The organism is Comamonas trifloxystrobinivorans (assembly GCF_043359985.1).
Classification (GTDB): Bacteria; Pseudomonadota; Gammaproteobacteria; order Burkholderiales; family Burkholderiaceae_C; genus Comamonas; species Comamonas trifloxystrobinivorans.
Genome location: NZ_JBHZGV010000004.1, coordinates 186664 through 203041 on the forward strand (window position 1 = coordinate 186664; position 16378 = coordinate 203041).

General features: G+C 63.7%; 13 protein-coding genes. 8 read left to right on the plus strand and 5 right to left on the minus strand.

Annotated elements, in window-relative coordinates:
- Nucleotides 1–6: 6 nt before the first annotated feature.
- From ACFIQF_RS05760 to ACFIQF_RS05775, 4 genes are all read right to left on the minus strand, one after another.
- On the minus strand, nt 7–1059 hold the full coding sequence (locus ACFIQF_RS05760) for an ankyrin repeat domain-containing protein (RefSeq protein WP_393940980.1): 1053 nt from the start codon (nt 1057–1059) through the stop codon (nt 7–9).
- Between the two features lie 9 nt (nt 1060–1068).
- Nucleotides 1069–3000: a RecQ family ATP-dependent DNA helicase gene (locus ACFIQF_RS05765; RefSeq protein WP_393940982.1), complete on the minus strand. Its 1932-nt coding sequence runs from the start codon at nt 2998–3000 to the stop codon at nt 1069–1071.
- 238 nt (nt 3001–3238) lie between these two features.
- A complete protein-coding gene (locus ACFIQF_RS05770) occupies nt 3239–4387 on the minus strand; it encodes an acyl-CoA dehydrogenase family protein (RefSeq protein ID WP_393940984.1) in 1149 nt (382 codons plus the stop codon).
- 68 nt (nt 4388–4455) lie between these two features.
- On the minus strand, nt 4456–5700 hold the full coding sequence (locus ACFIQF_RS05775; protein ID WP_393940986.1) for a CaiB/BaiF CoA transferase family protein: 1245 nt from the start codon (nt 5698–5700) through the stop codon (nt 4456–4458).
- Nucleotides 5701–5787: 87 nt separating this feature from the next.
- Here ACFIQF_RS05775 and ACFIQF_RS05780 point away from each other — a divergent pair, with 87 nt between their 5' ends.
- The 6 genes from ACFIQF_RS05780 to hutH all read left to right on the plus strand — a co-directional run bounded on the left by ACFIQF_RS05780 (nt 5788) and on the right by hutH (nt 12202).
- Nucleotides 5788–6681, plus strand: a complete 894-nt coding sequence (locus tag ACFIQF_RS05780; protein ID WP_393940988.1) for a LysR family transcriptional regulator — start codon at nt 5788–5790, stop codon at nt 6679–6681.
- 416 nt (nt 6682–7097) lie between these two features.
- Nucleotides 7098–8012 carry an ABC transporter substrate-binding protein gene (locus ACFIQF_RS05785; RefSeq protein ID WP_393941195.1) on the plus strand — a complete coding sequence of 305 codons (915 nt, stop codon included), beginning with the start codon at nt 7098–7100 and terminating at the stop codon, nt 8010–8012.
- Between the two features lie 122 nt (nt 8013–8134).
- A complete protein-coding gene (locus tag ACFIQF_RS05790; RefSeq protein ID WP_393941197.1) occupies nt 8135–8908 on the plus strand; it encodes an ABC transporter permease in 774 nt (257 codons plus the stop codon).
- Between the two features lie 109 nt (nt 8909–9017).
- Entirely contained in the window at nt 9018–9797 is a 780-nt protein-coding gene (locus ACFIQF_RS05795; RefSeq protein WP_393940990.1) for an ABC transporter ATP-binding protein, read from the plus strand.
- 20 nt (nt 9798–9817) lie between these two features.
- Nucleotides 9818–10576, plus strand: coding sequence for a histidine utilization transcriptional repressor HutC (gene hutC / locus ACFIQF_RS05800; protein ID WP_393940992.1), 759 nt, complete (start codon nt 9818–9820; stop codon nt 10574–10576).
- A 66-nt stretch (nt 10577–10642) separates the two neighbouring features.
- The gene (gene hutH / locus ACFIQF_RS05805) at nt 10643–12202 is read left to right on the plus strand and encodes a histidine ammonia-lyase (RefSeq protein WP_393940994.1); all 1560 of its coding nucleotides are present in this window, start codon (nt 10643–10645) and stop codon (nt 12200–12202) included.
- Between the two features lie 47 nt (nt 12203–12249).
- Here the strand turns inward: hutH and hutC (ACFIQF_RS05810) are convergent, their stop codons facing one another.
- A complete protein-coding gene (gene hutC, locus ACFIQF_RS05810; protein WP_393940996.1) occupies nt 12250–12978 on the minus strand; it encodes a histidine utilization transcriptional repressor HutC in 729 nt (242 codons plus the stop codon).
- Between the two features lie 142 nt (nt 12979–13120).
- On the opposite strand from hutC (ACFIQF_RS05810), the gene ACFIQF_RS05815 reads away from it, so the two are divergent.
- Together ACFIQF_RS05815 and hutU are read left to right on the plus strand one after the other, a co-directional pair.
- Complete coding sequence (locus ACFIQF_RS05815) at nt 13121–14599, plus strand: purine-cytosine permease family protein (protein ID WP_393940997.1); 1479 nt, start codon at nt 13121–13123, stop codon at nt 14597–14599.
- Nucleotides 14600–14632: 33 nt separating this feature from the next.
- Nucleotides 14633–16357, plus strand: coding sequence for a urocanate hydratase (gene hutU / locus ACFIQF_RS05820; protein WP_393940999.1), 1725 nt, complete (start codon nt 14633–14635; stop codon nt 16355–16357).
- The last annotated feature ends 21 nt before the right edge of the window (nt 16358–16378 follow it).

The window sequence follows — 16378 nt, forward strand, 5'->3', positions numbered from 1 at the left end:
CCTGGCTCAGCCAAGCCGAGCCCAGTGCAAGCTCGTCAGATCCAGCTCCCACAAGCCCTGCAGCGCCTGCGATTCGCCATCGGCCCCTTCCTGCTCACCACCGCTGACAGCAATCACACCAGGGCGTGCCAGAACTGCTTGGTGGCGGTGAATCCAGCCGGGCGCAGGCCCGCTGCAGGGCAGGGGGCGGAACTGCAGGGACAAGGTGTCCAGCGCGTATACCGGCGTGTGGCCGGGCACGCGCTTGTTGGCATAGCCCAGGCAGCCGATGACGATGATGTCGTTCCCCACCAGCGTGGCGGAATGGAAATCGGTAGGCGGGAAAACCTCGCGGGGATAGGCGTAGACCTCGCGCCGCCAGCCGCGGTTTTTGTGCGGCGGCGTGTGCACGATCACATCGTTGTAGATGAAGAAATCCGGGTCGTAAGAGTCTTCGTGCTCGCCGCCGATTTGCAGCCAGCGGCCATCGGGCAGTGGGGTGAGGCTTTGGCCGTTGCGCTGCGCGTTCCAGATGTGTTGCCAGGGCGCATCCAGAAACGAGCGTTCAAAGCGCCAATGCTCGCCAGCCGCAAAGGCACAAACGCCAGATTCGATCATGGCCAGGTGAAAGTCGGAACTGATGTTTTCTGCGTTGTGCACGCCAAAGCGGGGAGCGCGGTGCTGCTGAAAATCGGCCTCGCTGCAAGCGAGCAGATCGCTGTCAGGTTCGCGGGGCAGGCCCAGCAAAAGGCGCTGTACTTCGCGCTGTGCGAGGTGCATGTTGGCGCCATGCTGCAGCAGCAAAGCCAGCATGGCTTGTGATGGTGCGGTGTTGATGAGTATCTCGCCCCATTTGCTTTGCGCATTGGGGTTGGCACCGGCTTGCAGCAGCCATTGGGCGCAAGACAGGTTGCTCGTCTCTATGGCGGCCAGCAGGCAGGTGTCCAGCAAGGCTTGGCCGGGGTCGGGCTGGGCAGCGGCATCGAGCCAGGCTTGGATGCTGCGGAAATCGTCGTTCGCAATGGCCCAATCCAGGCAGCGATCCAGGGCAGCTTTTGCGGTGGAGGGTGCAGTGCTCATCAGGCCAGTCTAGCTGGCCCGCACCACCTTCAATACGGCCTCGCCATAAGCCTCGAGCTTTTTCACGCCGATGCCGCTGACGCCATGCAGATCGTCCAGGGTTTGCGGGTTGCGCTCGGCAATGCCGGCCAGGGTGGCGTCGGCGAACACCACGTAGGCGGGCAGGTTGTGCTCTTTGGCGACTTCGGTGCGCCAGGCTTTGAGGTTGATGAAGCGTACTTGCGCATCGGGCCCCAGGTTTTGTGCGGCGGCAGCAGGCTTGGTGCTGCGCGTGCGGCTGCGGCTGGTTTTGGCGGCGCTGGATTCGCGCAGCTCTACCGCACGCTCGCCGCGCAGAACGGCGCGCGAGCCGTCGCACAGCACCAGGGTTTCAAAGCTGTAGCCGGCGTCGGTAAATACTTTTTCGGTGCTCAGCGCGCCCACGGCCAGCAGCTGGCGCAGCACGCCGCGCAGCTGGGTTTCGCTGTACATGTTGCCCAGGCCGAAGGTGGAGAGTTTGTCGTGCCCGAACTGGCGCATTTTGTCGGTGTCTTTGCCGCGCACGATGTCGATGATGTGGCTGGCCCCGAAGGTGAGGTCGCTGGCCTCGTGGGCGCGGTAGATGGTGGACAGCAGTTTGCGCGCAGCGTCGGTGCCGTCCCAGGTTTTGGGCGGCTGAATGCAGTTGTCGCAGCTGCCGCAGGTGTAGCGCGGCGCCAGGTGGGCAGCGGCGGCAGCGAGTTCGGGGTGGGCCGAGTCGCGGTCACCACCGGTGCCGTATTGCTCGCCAAAGTAGGCCAGCAGGCGCACGCGGCGGCAGTCGGTGGCTTCGGCCAGGCCGAGCAGGGCGTCGAGCTTGCCGCGCATGACTTGTTTGAAGTTGTCTTCGGCCGGGCTGTCGTCGATCATGCGGCGCTGGTTCACCACGTCTTGCAGGCCGTAGGCCATCCAGGCGTCGGCAGGCAGGCCGTCGCGCCCGCCCCGGCCGGTTTCCTGGTAGTAGCTTTCAATGTTTTTGGGCATGTCGACGTGCGCTACAAAGCGCACGTCGGGCTTGTTGATGCCCATGCCAAAGGCGATGGTGGCCACCATGACAATGCCGTCTTCGCGCAGGAAGCGGCTTTGGTGTTGCTGGCGTACTTCGGGCGGCAGGCCGGCGTGGTAGGGCAGGGCGTTGATGCCCGCTTGCACCAGCGCATCGGCCAGCTCTTCTACCTTGCGGCGCGATTGGCAGTAGACCACGCCGGCTTCGTCTTCATGCTCTTGCGAGATAAAGCGCAGCAGCTGGCTGGTGGCGTCTTTTTTCTCGACGATGGTGTAGCGGATGTTGGGCCGGTCAAAACTGCTTTGGAACTGGCGTGCGCCTTCGAGCTGCAGGCGCTCCACAATGTCGGCGCGCGTCAGCGCATCGGCGGTGGCGGTGAGCGCAATGCGAGGCACGCCCGCATAGCGCTGGTGCAGCACGGTGAGCTCGCGGTATTCGGGGCGGAAGTCGTGGCCCCATTGGCTGACGCAGTGCGCTTCGTCAATCGCGAACAGCGCCAGTTTGCCCATGGCGTGCAGCTCGTCGAGCAGGCCCAGAAAGCGCGGCGTGTTCAGGCGCTCAGGTGCCACATAGAGCAAGGTGTAGCCGCCCGAGAGCAGCTGCATTTCGACATCGCGGGTCTGGTCGAAATCGAGCGTGGAGTTGAGGAAGGCGGCCTCCACGCCGATCTCGTGCATGGAGCTGACCTGGTCTTGCATGAGCGCGATCAGCGGCGAGATGACGATGGTGGTGCCGTGCTCTTGCTGTTGGCGCACGATGGCCGGGATCTGGTAGCACAGGCTTTTGCCGCCGCCGGTGGGCATGAGCACCAGCGCGTCGCCGCCGCCGATCACATGCTCGACGATGGCCTGCTGCGATCCACGAAAATGCTCATAACCAAAGGCGTCCTGCAGGACGGTTTGCGCAAGGGAAGTCACTGCTGCTGCTAACCAGATACGGGCCAGGCGCGGCGCCTGGCCAAGGTGTTGGAAGACACACCTGGCAGCACGGGTGGCGCAAGGGTGCAAAGTGTCTATTGTGCGCGTTTTGCAGCGCGAGCAGCGTATGACGGGTTATGCGCCAAGGCCCGTGTGGGCGTTGGCGCATGCGGGAGCGGCGCGGTTGGGTGCGCTGAGCCGATCAGGCCGCTTGATCGGCTTGATCCGCTGGACCCATTTAAGCGGCGAGCACGCCGCGGGCGATGATGGTGCGCTGAATCTCGGACGAGCCTTCGTAGATGCGCAGAATGCGGGCGTCGCGCACATAGCGCTCCAGTGGCATTTCGCGTGTGTAGCCGTAGCCGCCGTGGATTTGCAGCGCCTCGTCGGTCACAAAGCCCACCATTTCGGAGGCGAACAGCTTGGCCATGGCCGATTGCTGGCTGAACGGCTGCTTGGCCTGGCGCAGTGCCAGGGCTTGCATGGTCAGGCCCCAGGCGGCTTCCAGGCGCAGCTTCATGTCGGCCAGCTTGAACTGGATGCCTTGCTTGGTGGCGAGCGGCTCGCCGCCTACCAGGCGCTGGTTGGCCCAGTCGGCAGCGGCTTTGAGCGCGGCCTCGGCAATGCCCAGCGAGGTGGCGGCCACGTCGAGGCGGCTGTTGTCGAGCACCTTCATGGCAATTTTGAAGCCCGTGCCTTCTTCGCCCAGGCGGTTGGCGGCGGGCACGCGCACGTTGTCGAGCGACACTTCGAAAGCATGGCCGCCGCGAATGCCCATCAGCTTTTCGGGCGAGGAGATCTGGATGCCGGGCAGATCGCGCGGCACGATGAAGGCGCTCACGCCACGGGCGCCGGCGTCCATGTCCGTCTTGGCAAACACCACCATGAAGGTGGCTTCGGCCGCGTTGGAGATGAAGTGTTTCACGCCGGTCAGCACGTACTCGTCGCCTTCGCGCACGGCCTTGGTGCGCATGTCGGCCGGGTGCGAGCCGCCGCGGGGTTCGGTCAGCGCAAAGGCGGCCAGCCATTCGCCGCTGGCGCAGCGGGGCAGCCATTGCTGGCGCTGTTCATCGCTGCCGCCAATCAGCACGGCGTCGGTGCCCAGGTAGTGGGCGCCGATCATCGACGAGGTGGCTGCGCAGGCCCGCGAGATGGCCACCAGCGACATCAGCATGGCGGTGGGCGTGACGCCGGGGCCGCCCAGGCTTTCGGGCAGGTTCATGCCCATCACGCCCAGCTCGGACAGGCCGGGCACGTGGCGTGTGGCGGAGAAGGCTTCTTCGTCCATGGCCTGGGCCACGGGGGCCAGGGTTTCTTCGGCAAAGCGGGCTACGGCGTCGGCAATGGCCTGGTCTTCTTCGGTGGCGCCCAGTCGGATAAAGCTCATATCGGTCTCTTGTTGGTGTGTTGCGGGGATGTGCGGTGGTTCAGCGATCGGCGCTCAGCGATTGGAGATCAGTGCTCGGCGGTGGCGCGGGCCGTGCCCATGACGCCCGCTTCCTTGAGCGCGGCAATGGCTTCGCTGCTGCGGCCGAGCCAGCTGGCCAGCAGCAAGTCGGTGTGCTCGCCCAGCGCTGGCGCACGCGTGGCCTGGTTGGGCGCGGCGCCGTTGAAGTGCACGGGTTGCGTAGGCAGGCGCAGGCCGGGCAGGCGCTCGTCCTGCACTTCGCGCAGCAGGCCGCGGGCCTGGATTTGCGGCGATTCCAGCGCTTGTTCGATGTTCCAGATGGGCGCCACGGGCACGCCTGCGGCGTCGAGTTGGGCCACTACGTCGGCCACGTCGTGCTGCTGCGTCCAGCCTTCAATGGCGGCGCGCAGCGTGGGTTCGTTGGCGGAGCGGGTTTCGTCGGTGGCGTAGCGCGGGTCGTCGGCCAGCTCGGGCAGGCCCATGGCTTGCACGGTGGCGTCGAAGAGTTTTTTGTTGAGCACGGCCAGCGCAAAGTGGCCGTCGCGGGCCTTGTAGACGCCAAACGGCGCCGACAGCGGATGGCGGTTGCCCACGCGGCGCGCCGGCTTGCCGGTAAACAGGTAGCGCGACACCGAGGTGGCAAGAAAGGTGAGGGTGGTGTCGAACATCGACACGTCCACCTGCTGGCCTTCGCCAGTGCGCTGTGCTTGCAGCAGCGCGGCCAAGGTTGCCCAGGAGGCAAACAGGCCGGCCACCACATCGCTCACCGCTTCGCCCACCAGGGTGGGCGCGCCGTCGGGCTCGCCGGTGGCTTCCATCAGGCCGCTCATAGCCTGCACGATGATGTCGTAGGCCGGGCGGTGCGCCATGGGGCCGGTCTGGCCAAAGCCGGAAACGCTCACGTACACCAGCTTGGGATTGAGGCTGCGCAGCTTGTCGGCGCCAATGCCCAGGCGGTCAGCCACGCCAGGGCGGAAGTTCTCCACCACCACGTCGGCTTGCGCGGCCAGCTCGTGCACCAGGGCCACGGCTTCGGGGTGCTTCATGTCGAGCACCAGGCTTTGCTTGTTGCGGTTCATCACCGAGAACAAGGCGCTCTGGCCGTTTTTCATGGGGCCGATGTGGCGGTAATCGTCGCCCTGCGGTGGCTCGATCTTGACGACCTCCGCCCCCAGATCTGCCAGCAGCGCGGTGGACAGCGGGCCGGCCAGCACGCGGGTGAAATCCAGAATCTTGATGCCTTGCAGCGGCAGGTTGCGCGAACTGTTGGCGGGGGTGGATGGGGTGGTCATGGCGGCTCCTGCGTTGCAATGCGCCCATGCTGCGGTAAATTTGCATCAAAGGAAAATACTCAATACTGATACATTGGATTCGAAAAAATGATGCAAATCAGCCTGCGCCAACTGGAATACTTTGTGGCTGCGGCGCGCCACGGTGGCGCGGCGCGTGCGGCCGAGGCGCTGCATGTGTCGCAGCCGTCCATCTCCAAAGCGATTGCCGATCTCGAAAGCCTGTGGGGCGAGCCGCTGTTTGTGCGCCGCCATGCCAAGGGCATGGATTTGACGGCGGCCGGCATGGTGCGCATGCGCGAGGCCGGCGCCTTGCTGCAAGCGGCGCAGCAGCTGTCTGGCCCGCGCACGGCGGCCATGGCCGGGGTGCTGCGTTTAGGCTTTTTGAGCACCTTGGGCGCGCGCTGGTTGCCCGAAATACTGACGCAGATGCAAAAGCGCTACCCCGAGATTGCGCTGGAGCTGGTGGAGGGCGATATCGACACGCTCACGCGCCAGGTGGAGCGCGGCGAGCTGGACGCTGCGTTGCAGTACGACCTGGGCCTGGCCTACCCGCGTGTCGAGGCTTTGCCGGTCACCGCTTTGCAGCCTTACGCCTTGCTGGCGGCACGCCACCCGCTGGCCAGCGCCGCCAGTGTGAGCCTGACCGATCTGGCCGCTTACCCGGTGCTGTTGATCAACCTGCCGGGCAGCCGCGAGTACTTTCTCTCGCTGTTCCGCGATGCCGCGGTTACGCCTACCGTGGCCTACGAGTTTGGCTCGATTGAGATGCTGCGCTCCATGGTGGCCAACGGCCACGGCGTGAGTGTGCTGACCACGCGCCCGGCCGTGGACAAAACGCACGACGGCAAGCGCCTGATCTGCAAGCGCATCAAGGGCCGGGTGGTGAAGCAGGCCGTGGTGCTGACCGTGCCACGCGGCAATGCCTCGCCACTGGTGGCGCCCTTGCTCAAGGTGAGCAAGCAGGTGTTTGCACCGCAATAGCGCAGCGCTGCACCCAAACGGGGCTGCGAGCGCGCATGAAGGCTGCGGAACGCGGACGGGGCAAGCACGCCTTGCCCGCTGCTGCCATGCTGTTAACGCCAGCTTGTATAGATCGCTGAGAGGCGCGCAGCGGGCCGCCTGGCCGAGCGCTTGCGAACTGGCACGGGCCTTGCTGCACTGGGTGGGTCTGTCCCATTGTGCGGGAGATGCAGGTGCCTTTGTGGCTAGCGAGTCGGGTAAACCTGTATATACATGCTTGGGCAGGCAAAACAAACTTTTATTTCGCCGTTTTGAGCGGAACCCTGAGCCGATTTGCCCACCTGTTTTTTCTCGCCTTGACCGAGGAGGATCCCATGACATCAACGACCCAGTCCCAGCCATTTTCTCTGTGGAAAACCGCGCTTGCCACCGCCTGCATGGCCATGGCCGCGCACAGCGCCCAGGCGCAGGAAACCAAGATCGTGCTGGGCATGTCGGGCTGGACCGGCTTTGCTCCGCTGACCCTGGCTGACAAGGCCGGCATCTTCAAGAAAAACGGCCTGAACGTGGAGCTGAAGATGATCCCGCAAAAGGACCGCCACCTGGCGCTGGCCTCGGGCGCGATCCAGTGCGCGGCCACCACGATCGAAACCCACGTGGCCTGGAACACCAATGGCGTGCCGATCGTGCAGATTTTCCAGATGGACAAGTCCTACGGCGCAGACGGCATTGCCGTGCGCGATGACATCAAGAGCTTTGCCGACCTGAAGGGCAAGACCATCGCGGTGAGCGCACCGGGCACCGCGCCTTACTTTGGCCTGGCCTGGATGCTGAGCAAGAACGGCATGTCGCTCAAGGATGTGAAGACGGTATCGCTGGAGCCGCAACCGGCTGCCCAGGCTTTTGTGGCCGGCCAGAACGACGCCGCGATGACGTACGAACCCTATCTGTCGACCGTGCGCGCCAACCCCAGCGCCGGCAAGGTGCTGGCCACCACCATCGACTACCCGATGGTGATGGACACCGTGGGCTGCGATCCCAAGTGGCTCAAGGCCAATGCGGCTGCGGCCAAGGCGCTGACGCAGTCGTACTTTGATGCGGTGGCCATGATCAACGCCGAGAAGGACAAGAGCTACGAGATCATGGGCACGGCCGTCAAGCAAACGGGCGAGCAGTTCGGCAAATCCGCTTCGTTCCTGAAGTGGTCAGACAAAGAGGCGAACCAGAAGTTCTTTGAGAACGACCTGCTGCCTTTCATGAAGGAAGCGGCCGCGATCCTGAAGGAAGCAGGCGTGATTCGCACCATCCCCGAGAACTATGGCGTGATGTACGACGCCAGCTTCATCAAGTAAGTTAGAACAGGCGAGAGTTGTGTATGGCTGCGGTACCCACTACAGGTCAGACTGAGAACAAACCCGTGACTGCTGGTGCACCGCAAGCTGCGAGTGCGGCGCGCCCGCGCCGTCACCATTGGATGACGCCACTGGAGCCGGTCAGCACCCGCATGAAGTGGGTGCTGGGCGTCGGCTTTTTTGTGCTCTTTGTGCTGGTCTGGGCTGTTTTTACCTTGGGCGGTTTTGTCTCGCCCACTTTCTTGGCCAGCCCGATCACGATGCTGCGCGAAGGCTTTCTGCTCTTTACCGAGTACGGCTTTTTGCACGACATCGGCATGACGGTGTGGCGCGTGATGGGCGGCTTTATTCTGGCCGCGCTGGTGGCTGTGCCGCTGGGCATTGCCATGGGTGCCTGGAAGCCGGTCGAGGCTTTCTTTGAGCCCTTTGTGTCGTTCTGCCGCTACCTGCCGGCCTCGGCCTTTATCCCGCTGCTGATCCTGTGGGCCGGCGTGGGCGAGACGCAAAAGCTGCTGGTGATCTTCATCGGTTCGGTGTTCCAGATCGCCTTGATGGTGGCGGTGGCCGTGGGCGGTGCCCGCAAGGATTTGGTGGAAGCGGCTTACACGTTGGGCGCGGGCAATACCGGCGTCGTCAAACGGGTGCTGATTCCGGGCGCTGCGCCCGGCATTGCCGAAACACTGCGTCTGGTGCTGGGCTGGGCCTGGACCTATGTGATCGTGGCTGAGCTGATCGGCTCGTCCTCCGGTATCGGCCACATGATCACTGACAGCCAGGCCTTGCTGAACACCGGCCAGATCATCTTCGGCATCATCGTCATCGGCCTGATTGGCCTGGTGTCGGACTTTATTTTCAAGTCGGTCAATCGTCGGCTGTTTGCGTGGAGCACGTTATGACCGCTCGTCGTTGGAACAGCGTGAGAACGAGTGCCGCGCCCTGCGTTTCGGTGCAGCGAGAACTGTTGGTGTGGGCCCTGGGGCCAGTGTTGAGCGTGGGAGTTAATCGATGAGCCTTCTTTCGATCCAAGGGGTGTCGCGCACCTTTACCAGCCACAAGGGGCAGCAGACGCAGGCCTTGCTGCCGGTGGATTTTGCGGTGCAGGAGAATGATTTCGTCACCATCCTCGGCCCGTCGGGCTGCGGCAAATCGACCATGCTGCGCATCGTGGCGGGTCTGGATTTCCCGAGCAGCGGCCAGGTGCTGCTGGGTGGTAAAGAAGTAACCGGCCCGGGCGCCGATCGTGGCATGGTTTTCCAAAGCTATACGCTGTTTCCCTGGCTCACGGTGGCGCAGAACATCCGCTTTGGTCTGCGCGAAAAAGGTGTGAGCGAAGCGCTGCAAAAAGAGCGCAGCGATTACTTCATCGCCAAGGTCGGTTTGCGCGGTTTTGAGCAGCACTTCCCCAAGCAATTGTCGGGTGGCATGCAGCAGCGCACCGCCATTGCGCGTGCACTGGCCAACGACCCCAAGATTTTGCTGATGGACGAGCCCTTTGGCGCGCTCGACAACCAGACCCGCGTGCTGATGCAAGAGTTGTTGCTCGGCATCTGGGAGGCCGAGCGCAAGACGGTGATGTTCGTCACGCACGACATCGACGAAGCCATCTTCATGGCCAACCGCGTGGCAGTGTTTAGCGCACGGCCCGGGCGCATCAAGGCCGATATTCCGGTGAACCTGCCGCACCCGCGCCACTACACCGTCAAGACCACGCCCGAGTTCATGGAGCTGAAGGCGCGGCTGACTGAAGAAATCCGCGCCGAAGCCCTGGCCGCAGCCGCGCACTGACAGCACAGCACGCCTAGCCCATGCAAGCCCGCGAACGCTCCACTCCCAAGCCGCAGGCCGCGCCTGTGGCCTTGTACCAGCAGGTCAAGGACCATGTGCTGCGCAAGATTGGCGATGGCTCCCTGGAGCCGGGCGCGCGCGTGCCTTCCGAGCAAGAGCTGGTGCAGCATTTTGGTGTGGCCCGCATGACGGTGAACCGCGCCCTGCGCGAGCTGGCCGAGCAAGGCGTGATCGTGCGCATGGCGGGCGTGGGCTCGTTCGTGGCCGAGGAAAAGCCGCAGTCCACCTTGCTGCGCATCGCCAATATTGGCGAAGAGATCACCCAGCGCGGCCACGATCACCGCTTTGAGCTCATCAGCATGCGCCGCGAATCGGCATCGCCCGAAGTGGCTGCGGCGCTCAACCTGGACGTGGGCGCCTCGGTGTTCCATTTGCAGGGCGTGCACTTTGAAAACGAGTTGCCGGTGCAGCTCGAAGACCGCTACGTCAACCCGCGCCTGGTGCCCGAGTTCATGGAGCAGGATTTCTCGGCACTGCAGCCATCGGTCTACCTGGTGCGCAATGTGCAGTACGACCAGATTGAACATGTGGTGGACGCCATCTTGCCCACCGCCGAACAGGCCCAGTGGCTGCAAATGGAAGCCCAGCAGCCCTGCCTGATGCTGACGCGCCGCACCTGGTTGCGCGGCGTGCCAATCACCTGGGTGCACTGCGTGCATCCGGGCATGCGTTACCGCTTGGGTAGCCGTTTTCGTACCGACCTGGAGCACGGCGGCTGAGGCCGCCAACCACCAGCCCCGCGCCGGATTTTTTTGCGTCTCTTAACTGTATAGACAGGTATAGCCATGAACCAAGCAACAAGCACAAAACCTTCTTCTTCCTCGCTGGAGCTGGTGCCCGGCCAGGTCAGTCTGGCGCAGCTGCGCCGCATACAACAAGGCGGTGTGCGCTTGAGCATGGCGGCCTCGGCCTATGAGGCCATGCGCGCTGCGCTGGCCCATGTGCAGCACATCGTGGACGAAGACCAGGTGGTCTACGGCATCAACACCGGATTCGGCAAACTGGCATCGACCAAGATCGCCCACGAGCGCCTGGCCGAGCTGCAGCGCAACCTGGTGCTCTCGCACAGCGTGGGCACGGGCGATCCGCTGCCCGACCATGTGGTGCGCATGGTGCTGGCCACCAAGGCGGTGAGCCTGGCGCGCGGCCATTCGGGCGCGCGTTCGGAGCTGGTCGATGCATTGCTGGCGCTGGCCAATGCCGATGTTTTGCCGGTGATTCCGTCCAAAGGTTCGGTAGGCGCATCGGGCGATTTGGCGCCGCTCTCGCACCTGGCGTGTGTGCTGATTGGCGAAGGCCAGGCCAAGGTCAACGGCCAGATTGTTTCGGGCCGCGAAGCCCTGCAGCACATCGGCCTGGAGCCGTTTGTGCTGGGCCCCAAAGAAGGGCTGGCGCTGCTCAACGGCACCCAGGTTTCCACCTCGCTGGCACTGGCCGGCCTGTTCCAGGCCGAGAGCGTGCTGGCCGCCGGTCTGGTGGCCGGTTGCTTGACGCTGGAGGCCATTCAAGGCTCGGTCAAACCTTTCGACGCCCGCATCCACGAAGCCCGTGGCCAGCAAGGCCAGATTGCCGTGGCAGCGGCTGTGCGTGAGTTGCTCGACGGCAGCGCCATCGACCCCTCGCACCCCAACTGCGGCCGCGTGCAAGACCCGTATTCGATCCGCTGCGTGCCCCAGGTGATGGGCGCTTGCCTGGACAACCTCAGCCACGCTGCGCGCGTGCTGGGCATCGAAGCCAATGCCGCATCGGACAACCCGCTGGTGTTCGACAACGGCGACGTGATCTCGGGCGGCAACTTCCACGCCGAACCGGTGGCTTTTGCGGCCGACATCATTGCGCTGGCCATTGCCGAGATCGGCGCCATCTCCGAGCGCCGCATGGCCTTGTTGCTGGACACCGGTTTGTCGCGCCTGCCGGCCTTCCTGATCGAGGACAGCGGCGTCAATTCCGGCTTCATGATTGCGCAGGTCACCGCTGCCGCGCTGGCCGCCGAAAACCAGTGCTTGGCCACGCCCAGCAGCGTGACCAGCCTGCCCACTTCGGCCAACCAGGAAGACCACGTTTCCATGGCCACCTACGGTGCGCGCCGCCTGGCCGACATGGCCAAGAACACCGCCGTGGTGGTGGGCGTGGAAGCCATGGCGGCCGTGCAAGGCATGGACTTTGACCGCCGCCTCAAGAGCTCGCCGCTGATCGAAGCGCAGTACGCGCTGATCCGCAGCCAGGTGCCGTACCTGGCCCAAGACCGCTACCTGGCGCCCGACATCGAAACCATGCGCCTGTGGGCCCTGGAAACCGATTGGCCCGAGGCCGTGCAGCGCATTCTGCCGAGCGCTGCGCTGTAACCCAGCTGCCAGAGCCAGAAGCGGCATGCCCGCCGCAAAAGCAGCTGCTAAAAACTCCCGGTGAACTGGTAGCGCGTTGCCGGGTGCCAGAGCGCGGAGACGGATGCCACCTGGCCTTGCGAGCGCGTCAGGCGGCGCAGCACCAGACACGGTTCGCTGGTAGCCATGTGCAGCAACTCGGCAATCTCGGCGCTGGGCATGGCCGCTTCAATCGCGTACTTCACGCCTTGCAACGGAGCCACGCGCGTGAGGTAGGCGTTGGGGGTTTGGCTGCCAAAGTCTTGCGCCATGTAATCAGCGGCCACGGCCGGGTTGACGTAGCGGTCTTCCACCTGGATGGGTAAATCGTTCTCGAAGTGCACCACCACTGAATGGAACAGCGTGGTGGCCTCGGGCAGCTCAAATTTGCGCAGCAGCGCAGCGTCGCCCTTGCAGCGCTCCAGGCGTTGCAGCTCGCCCCGGTGGGTGTGGCCGCGGGCCGCAATCTCGTCCGCAATATTGCGCAGCTGCACCAGGGTGGATTGGTACTTTTGCTGGGCCACAAAAGTGCCTGAGCCCTGCACGCGCGTCAGCGTCTGCTCGTCGGTCAGCTCGCGCAAGGCGCGGTTCACTGTCATGCGCGCCACATCGAACTGCTTGGCCAGTGCCGCCTCGCTCGGAATTGCCTGGCCCTGCTGCCACTGGCCGCTCTGGATCTGCTGCAGCACATGCTCTTTGATGCGCTGAAACGCAGGGATGGCCGCGGGCTGGGCGGTCTTTCGAATGGTGGCTGACATAGGGTTTGTGCGGATCAAAAGGCTGAAAAAGTCGATTGACGAGAGGCCAAGTAAAACACGAAAATTCGTATATACAACTTTTGCAGGTTAACGCATAAGTTGTATGTAATTCTGAGAGACAGCGAAATCGGAGAACCTCCCCATGAGCATTGATTCTTCCGCGACTGCAGGGTCCGGGCGTGTGGAAACCAGAACCATCGACATGGTTCCCGAGAGCGAACGCCATGGCTCGCCATCGAGCCAGTTCACGCTGTGGTTCGGTGCCAATATGCAAATCACCGCCGTGGTCGACGGCGCTTTGGCCGTGGTGTTCGGCGCCGAGGCGATGACGGCCATCATCGGCCTGCTCATCGGCAATATTCTGGGTGGCATCGTGATGGCGCTGCACTCGGCCCAAGGCCCGCGCCTGGGCTTGCCGCAAATGATCTCCAGCCGCGTGCAGTTCGGCGTCAAGGGTGCAGCTCTGCCGCTGGTGCTCGTGATCCTGATGTACCTGGGCTTTGCAGCCACCGGTACCGTGCTCTCGGGCCAGGCCATCAACCTGATGTTCGGCTTCCACACACCGGCGGCCGGCATCATGATCTTCGGCGCGCTCACGGCGCTGGTCGCCATCGTCGGCTACAAGCTCATCCACACCGTGGGCCGCATCTCCACCGTGATCGGCATTCTGGGCTTCGGTTACCTGGCCTGGCAGCTGTGCCACCAGTACGACGTGGCCATGGCCTTTGGCCAGAAGCCCTTCACCTGGGCGAGCTTTCTCACCGCCATGGCCTTGTCGGCGGGCTGGCAAATGACTTACGCTCCGTATGTGGCAGATTATTCGCGCTACCTGCCCAGCAAGACCACGACCGCAGCCACCTTCTGGACCACCTTTGGCGGCAGCGTCATCAGCTCGCAGCTGGCCATGACTTTTGGCGCGCTGGTGGCCGCCCTGGGTGCCAACTTCATCAAGAACCAGGTCGGTTTTCTGGGCGAACTGGCAGGCCCGTTGGCGGTGGTGATTTTCCTGGTGATCGTCACCGGCAAGCTCACCGTCAACTGCCTCAATGCATACGGCGGCTTCATGACCATACTCACCACCGTCAGCGGCTTCAACAACAAGCGAGATTTCTCGCCGCTTGCACGCGTGCTCTACATCGTGGGTTTTGTTGCCATCTCGGTGCTGGTGGCGCTGTTGGCCAGCTCCAATTTCCTGGCTACGTTCAAGAACTTTGTGCTGCTGCTGCTGACCGTGTTTGTGCCCTGGAGCGCAGTGAACCTGGTTGATTACTACCTGGTCTCCAAAGAGAAGGTCGACATTCCCGCGCTCTACAACAGCAACGGCCGCTACGGTGCCTACAACTGGGTGGCGCTGGGCTCGTACATCCTCGGCGTGGTGGTGCAGATTCCTTTCCTCAACCAGGCCATGTACGAAGGCCCGCTGGCCAAGGCCATGAACGGTGCCGACATCTCTTGGATCGTCTCGCTGGTGGTCACCTCGCTGGTGTACTACCCGCTCGCCAAGAAGACCATGAACGTGCCTGACACCATGATTTACCCGCCGGCACAGCCTGCGGCAGCGCCTGCTGCCACGAACGTGTCTTTCTCTTCCTCTTCCCCCCGCGCCGGGCAAGCCGGCTAATCCTCCCATTTTTGTTTTCTGAAGGATAAAACCATGAACGCCAACGACGCCATCCTGAACCAGGTTGCCAAGCAAGACCCGCGTTACGACGCCAGCCGTGAAATCGGCGCTCCGCACGGCACCACGCTGCACTGCAAGAACTGGCTGGCCGAAGCCGCCTACCGCATGATCCAGAACAACCTCGACCCCGATGTGGCCGAGAACCCCAAGGCGCTGGTGGTGTACGGCGGCATTGGCCGCGCTGCCCGCAACTGGGAGTGCTATGACGAGATTCTGGAACAGCTCAAGAAGCTGGAAGCCGACGAGTCGCTGCTGATCCAATCGGGCAAGCCCGTGGGCGTGTTCAAGACCCACCCCGACGCACCACGCGTGCTGCTGGCCAACTCCAACCTGGTGCCCAAGTGGGCGACCTGGGAGAAGTTCAACGAGCTCGACCAGAAGGGCTTGTTCATGTACGGCCAGATGACCGCCGGCAGCTGGATCTACATCGGCGCCCAAGGTATTGTGCAAGGCACCTTCGAGACCTTCGTTGAAGCCGGCCGCCAGCACTACAACAACGATCTGACCGGCAAGTGGATTCTCACGGCCGGCCTCGGCGGCATGGGCGGTGCCCAGCCTCTGGCAGGCGTGCTGGCTGGTGCCTGCGTGCTGGCCATCGAGTGCAAGCAGTCGAGCATCGACTTCCGCCTGCGCACCCGCTATGTCGACAAGCAAGCCAAGGACATCGACGACGCACTGGCGCTGATCAAGCACCACACCGAAAAGGGCGAGGCCGTGTCCATCGCCTTGCTGGGCAATGCGGCAGAAATCCTGCCCGAGCTGGTCAAGCGCGCCAAGGCCGGTGGCCCCAAGCCCGACATCGTGACCGACCAGACCTCGGCCCACGACCTGATCAACGGCTACCTGCCCGTGGGCTGGACCGTGGACCAGTGGAACACCGCCGCTGCCGACCCAGCACAACACGCCAAGCTGAAAAAGGCCGCCGCCCAAGGCTGCGCCCAGCACGTGCAAGCCATGCTGGACTTCCAGGCCATGGGCATCCCCACGGTGGACTACGGCAACAACATCCGCCAGGTGGCGTTTGACGAAGGCGTGAAGAACGCTTTCGACTTCCCCGGCTTTGTGCCCGCCTACATCCGTCCGCTGTTCTGCGAAGGCAAGGGCCCGTTCCGCTGGGTGGCGCTGTCGGGCGACCCCGAGGACATCTACAAGACCGATGCCAAGATCAAGGAACTCTTCCCTGACAACAAGCACACGCACCGCTGGCTCGACATGGCCAAGGAGCGCATCAGCTTCCAGGGCCTGCCATCGCGCATCTGCTGGCTGGGCTTGGGCGAGCGCCACAAGGCGGCGTTGGCTTTCAACGAAATGGTGAAGAACGGCGAGCTCAAGGCACCTATCGTCATCGGCCGCGACCACCTGGACTGCGGCTCCGTGGCCAGCCCGAACCGCGAAACCGAAGCCATGAAGGACGGTACCGATGCCGTCTCCGACTGGCCGCTGCTCAACGCGCTGCTGAACACCGCTGGTGGCGCTACCTGGGTCAGCCTGCACCACGGTGGTGGCGTGGGCATGGGTTACTCGCAACACGCTGGTGTGGTGATCGTGGCCGACGGCACCGATGAAGCCGCCAAGCGCCTGGGCCGCGTGCTGTGGAACGACCCGGCAACGGGTGTGATGCGCCACGCAGACGCAGGCTATGACATCGCCGTAGAAGCCTCCAAAAAGCACGGTCTGAACCTGCCGATGGTGAAGTGATCTCTGGTACCCGGTGCAGTG

Excerpts from the sequence above, each read along its gene's own strand:
- ACFIQF_RS05760 (WP_393940980.1), bottom strand. The coding sequence starts at position 1,059 with ATGAGCACTGCACCCTCCACCGCAAAAGCTGCCCTGGATCGCTGCCTG.
- ACFIQF_RS05770 (WP_393940984.1), bottom strand. The coding sequence starts at position 4,387 with ATGAGCTTTATCCGACTGGGCGCCACCGAAGAAGACCAGGCCATTGCC.
- ACFIQF_RS05775 (WP_393940986.1), bottom strand. The coding sequence starts at position 5,700 with ATGACCACCCCATCCACCCCCGCCAACAGTTCGCGCAACCTGCCGCTG.
- ACFIQF_RS05780 (WP_393940988.1), top strand. The coding sequence starts at position 5,788 with ATGATGCAAATCAGCCTGCGCCAACTGGAATACTTTGTGGCTGCGGCG.
- ACFIQF_RS05785 (WP_393941195.1), top strand. The coding sequence starts at position 7,098 with ATGGCCATGGCCGCGCACAGCGCCCAGGCGCAGGAAACCAAGATCGTG.
- ACFIQF_RS05790 (WP_393941197.1), top strand. The coding sequence starts at position 8,135 with ATGACGCCACTGGAGCCGGTCAGCACCCGCATGAAGTGGGTGCTGGGC.
- ACFIQF_RS05795 (WP_393940990.1), top strand. The coding sequence starts at position 9,018 with ATGAGCCTTCTTTCGATCCAAGGGGTGTCGCGCACCTTTACCAGCCAC.
- hutC (WP_393940992.1), top strand. The coding sequence starts at position 9,818 with ATGCAAGCCCGCGAACGCTCCACTCCCAAGCCGCAGGCCGCGCCTGTG.
- hutH (WP_393940994.1), top strand. The coding sequence starts at position 10,643 with ATGAACCAAGCAACAAGCACAAAACCTTCTTCTTCCTCGCTGGAGCTG.
- hutC (WP_393940996.1), bottom strand. The coding sequence starts at position 12,978 with ATGTCAGCCACCATTCGAAAGACCGCCCAGCCCGCGGCCATCCCTGCG.
- ACFIQF_RS05815 (WP_393940997.1), top strand. The coding sequence starts at position 13,121 with ATGAGCATTGATTCTTCCGCGACTGCAGGGTCCGGGCGTGTGGAAACC.
- hutU (WP_393940999.1), top strand. The coding sequence starts at position 14,633 with ATGAACGCCAACGACGCCATCCTGAACCAGGTTGCCAAGCAAGACCCG.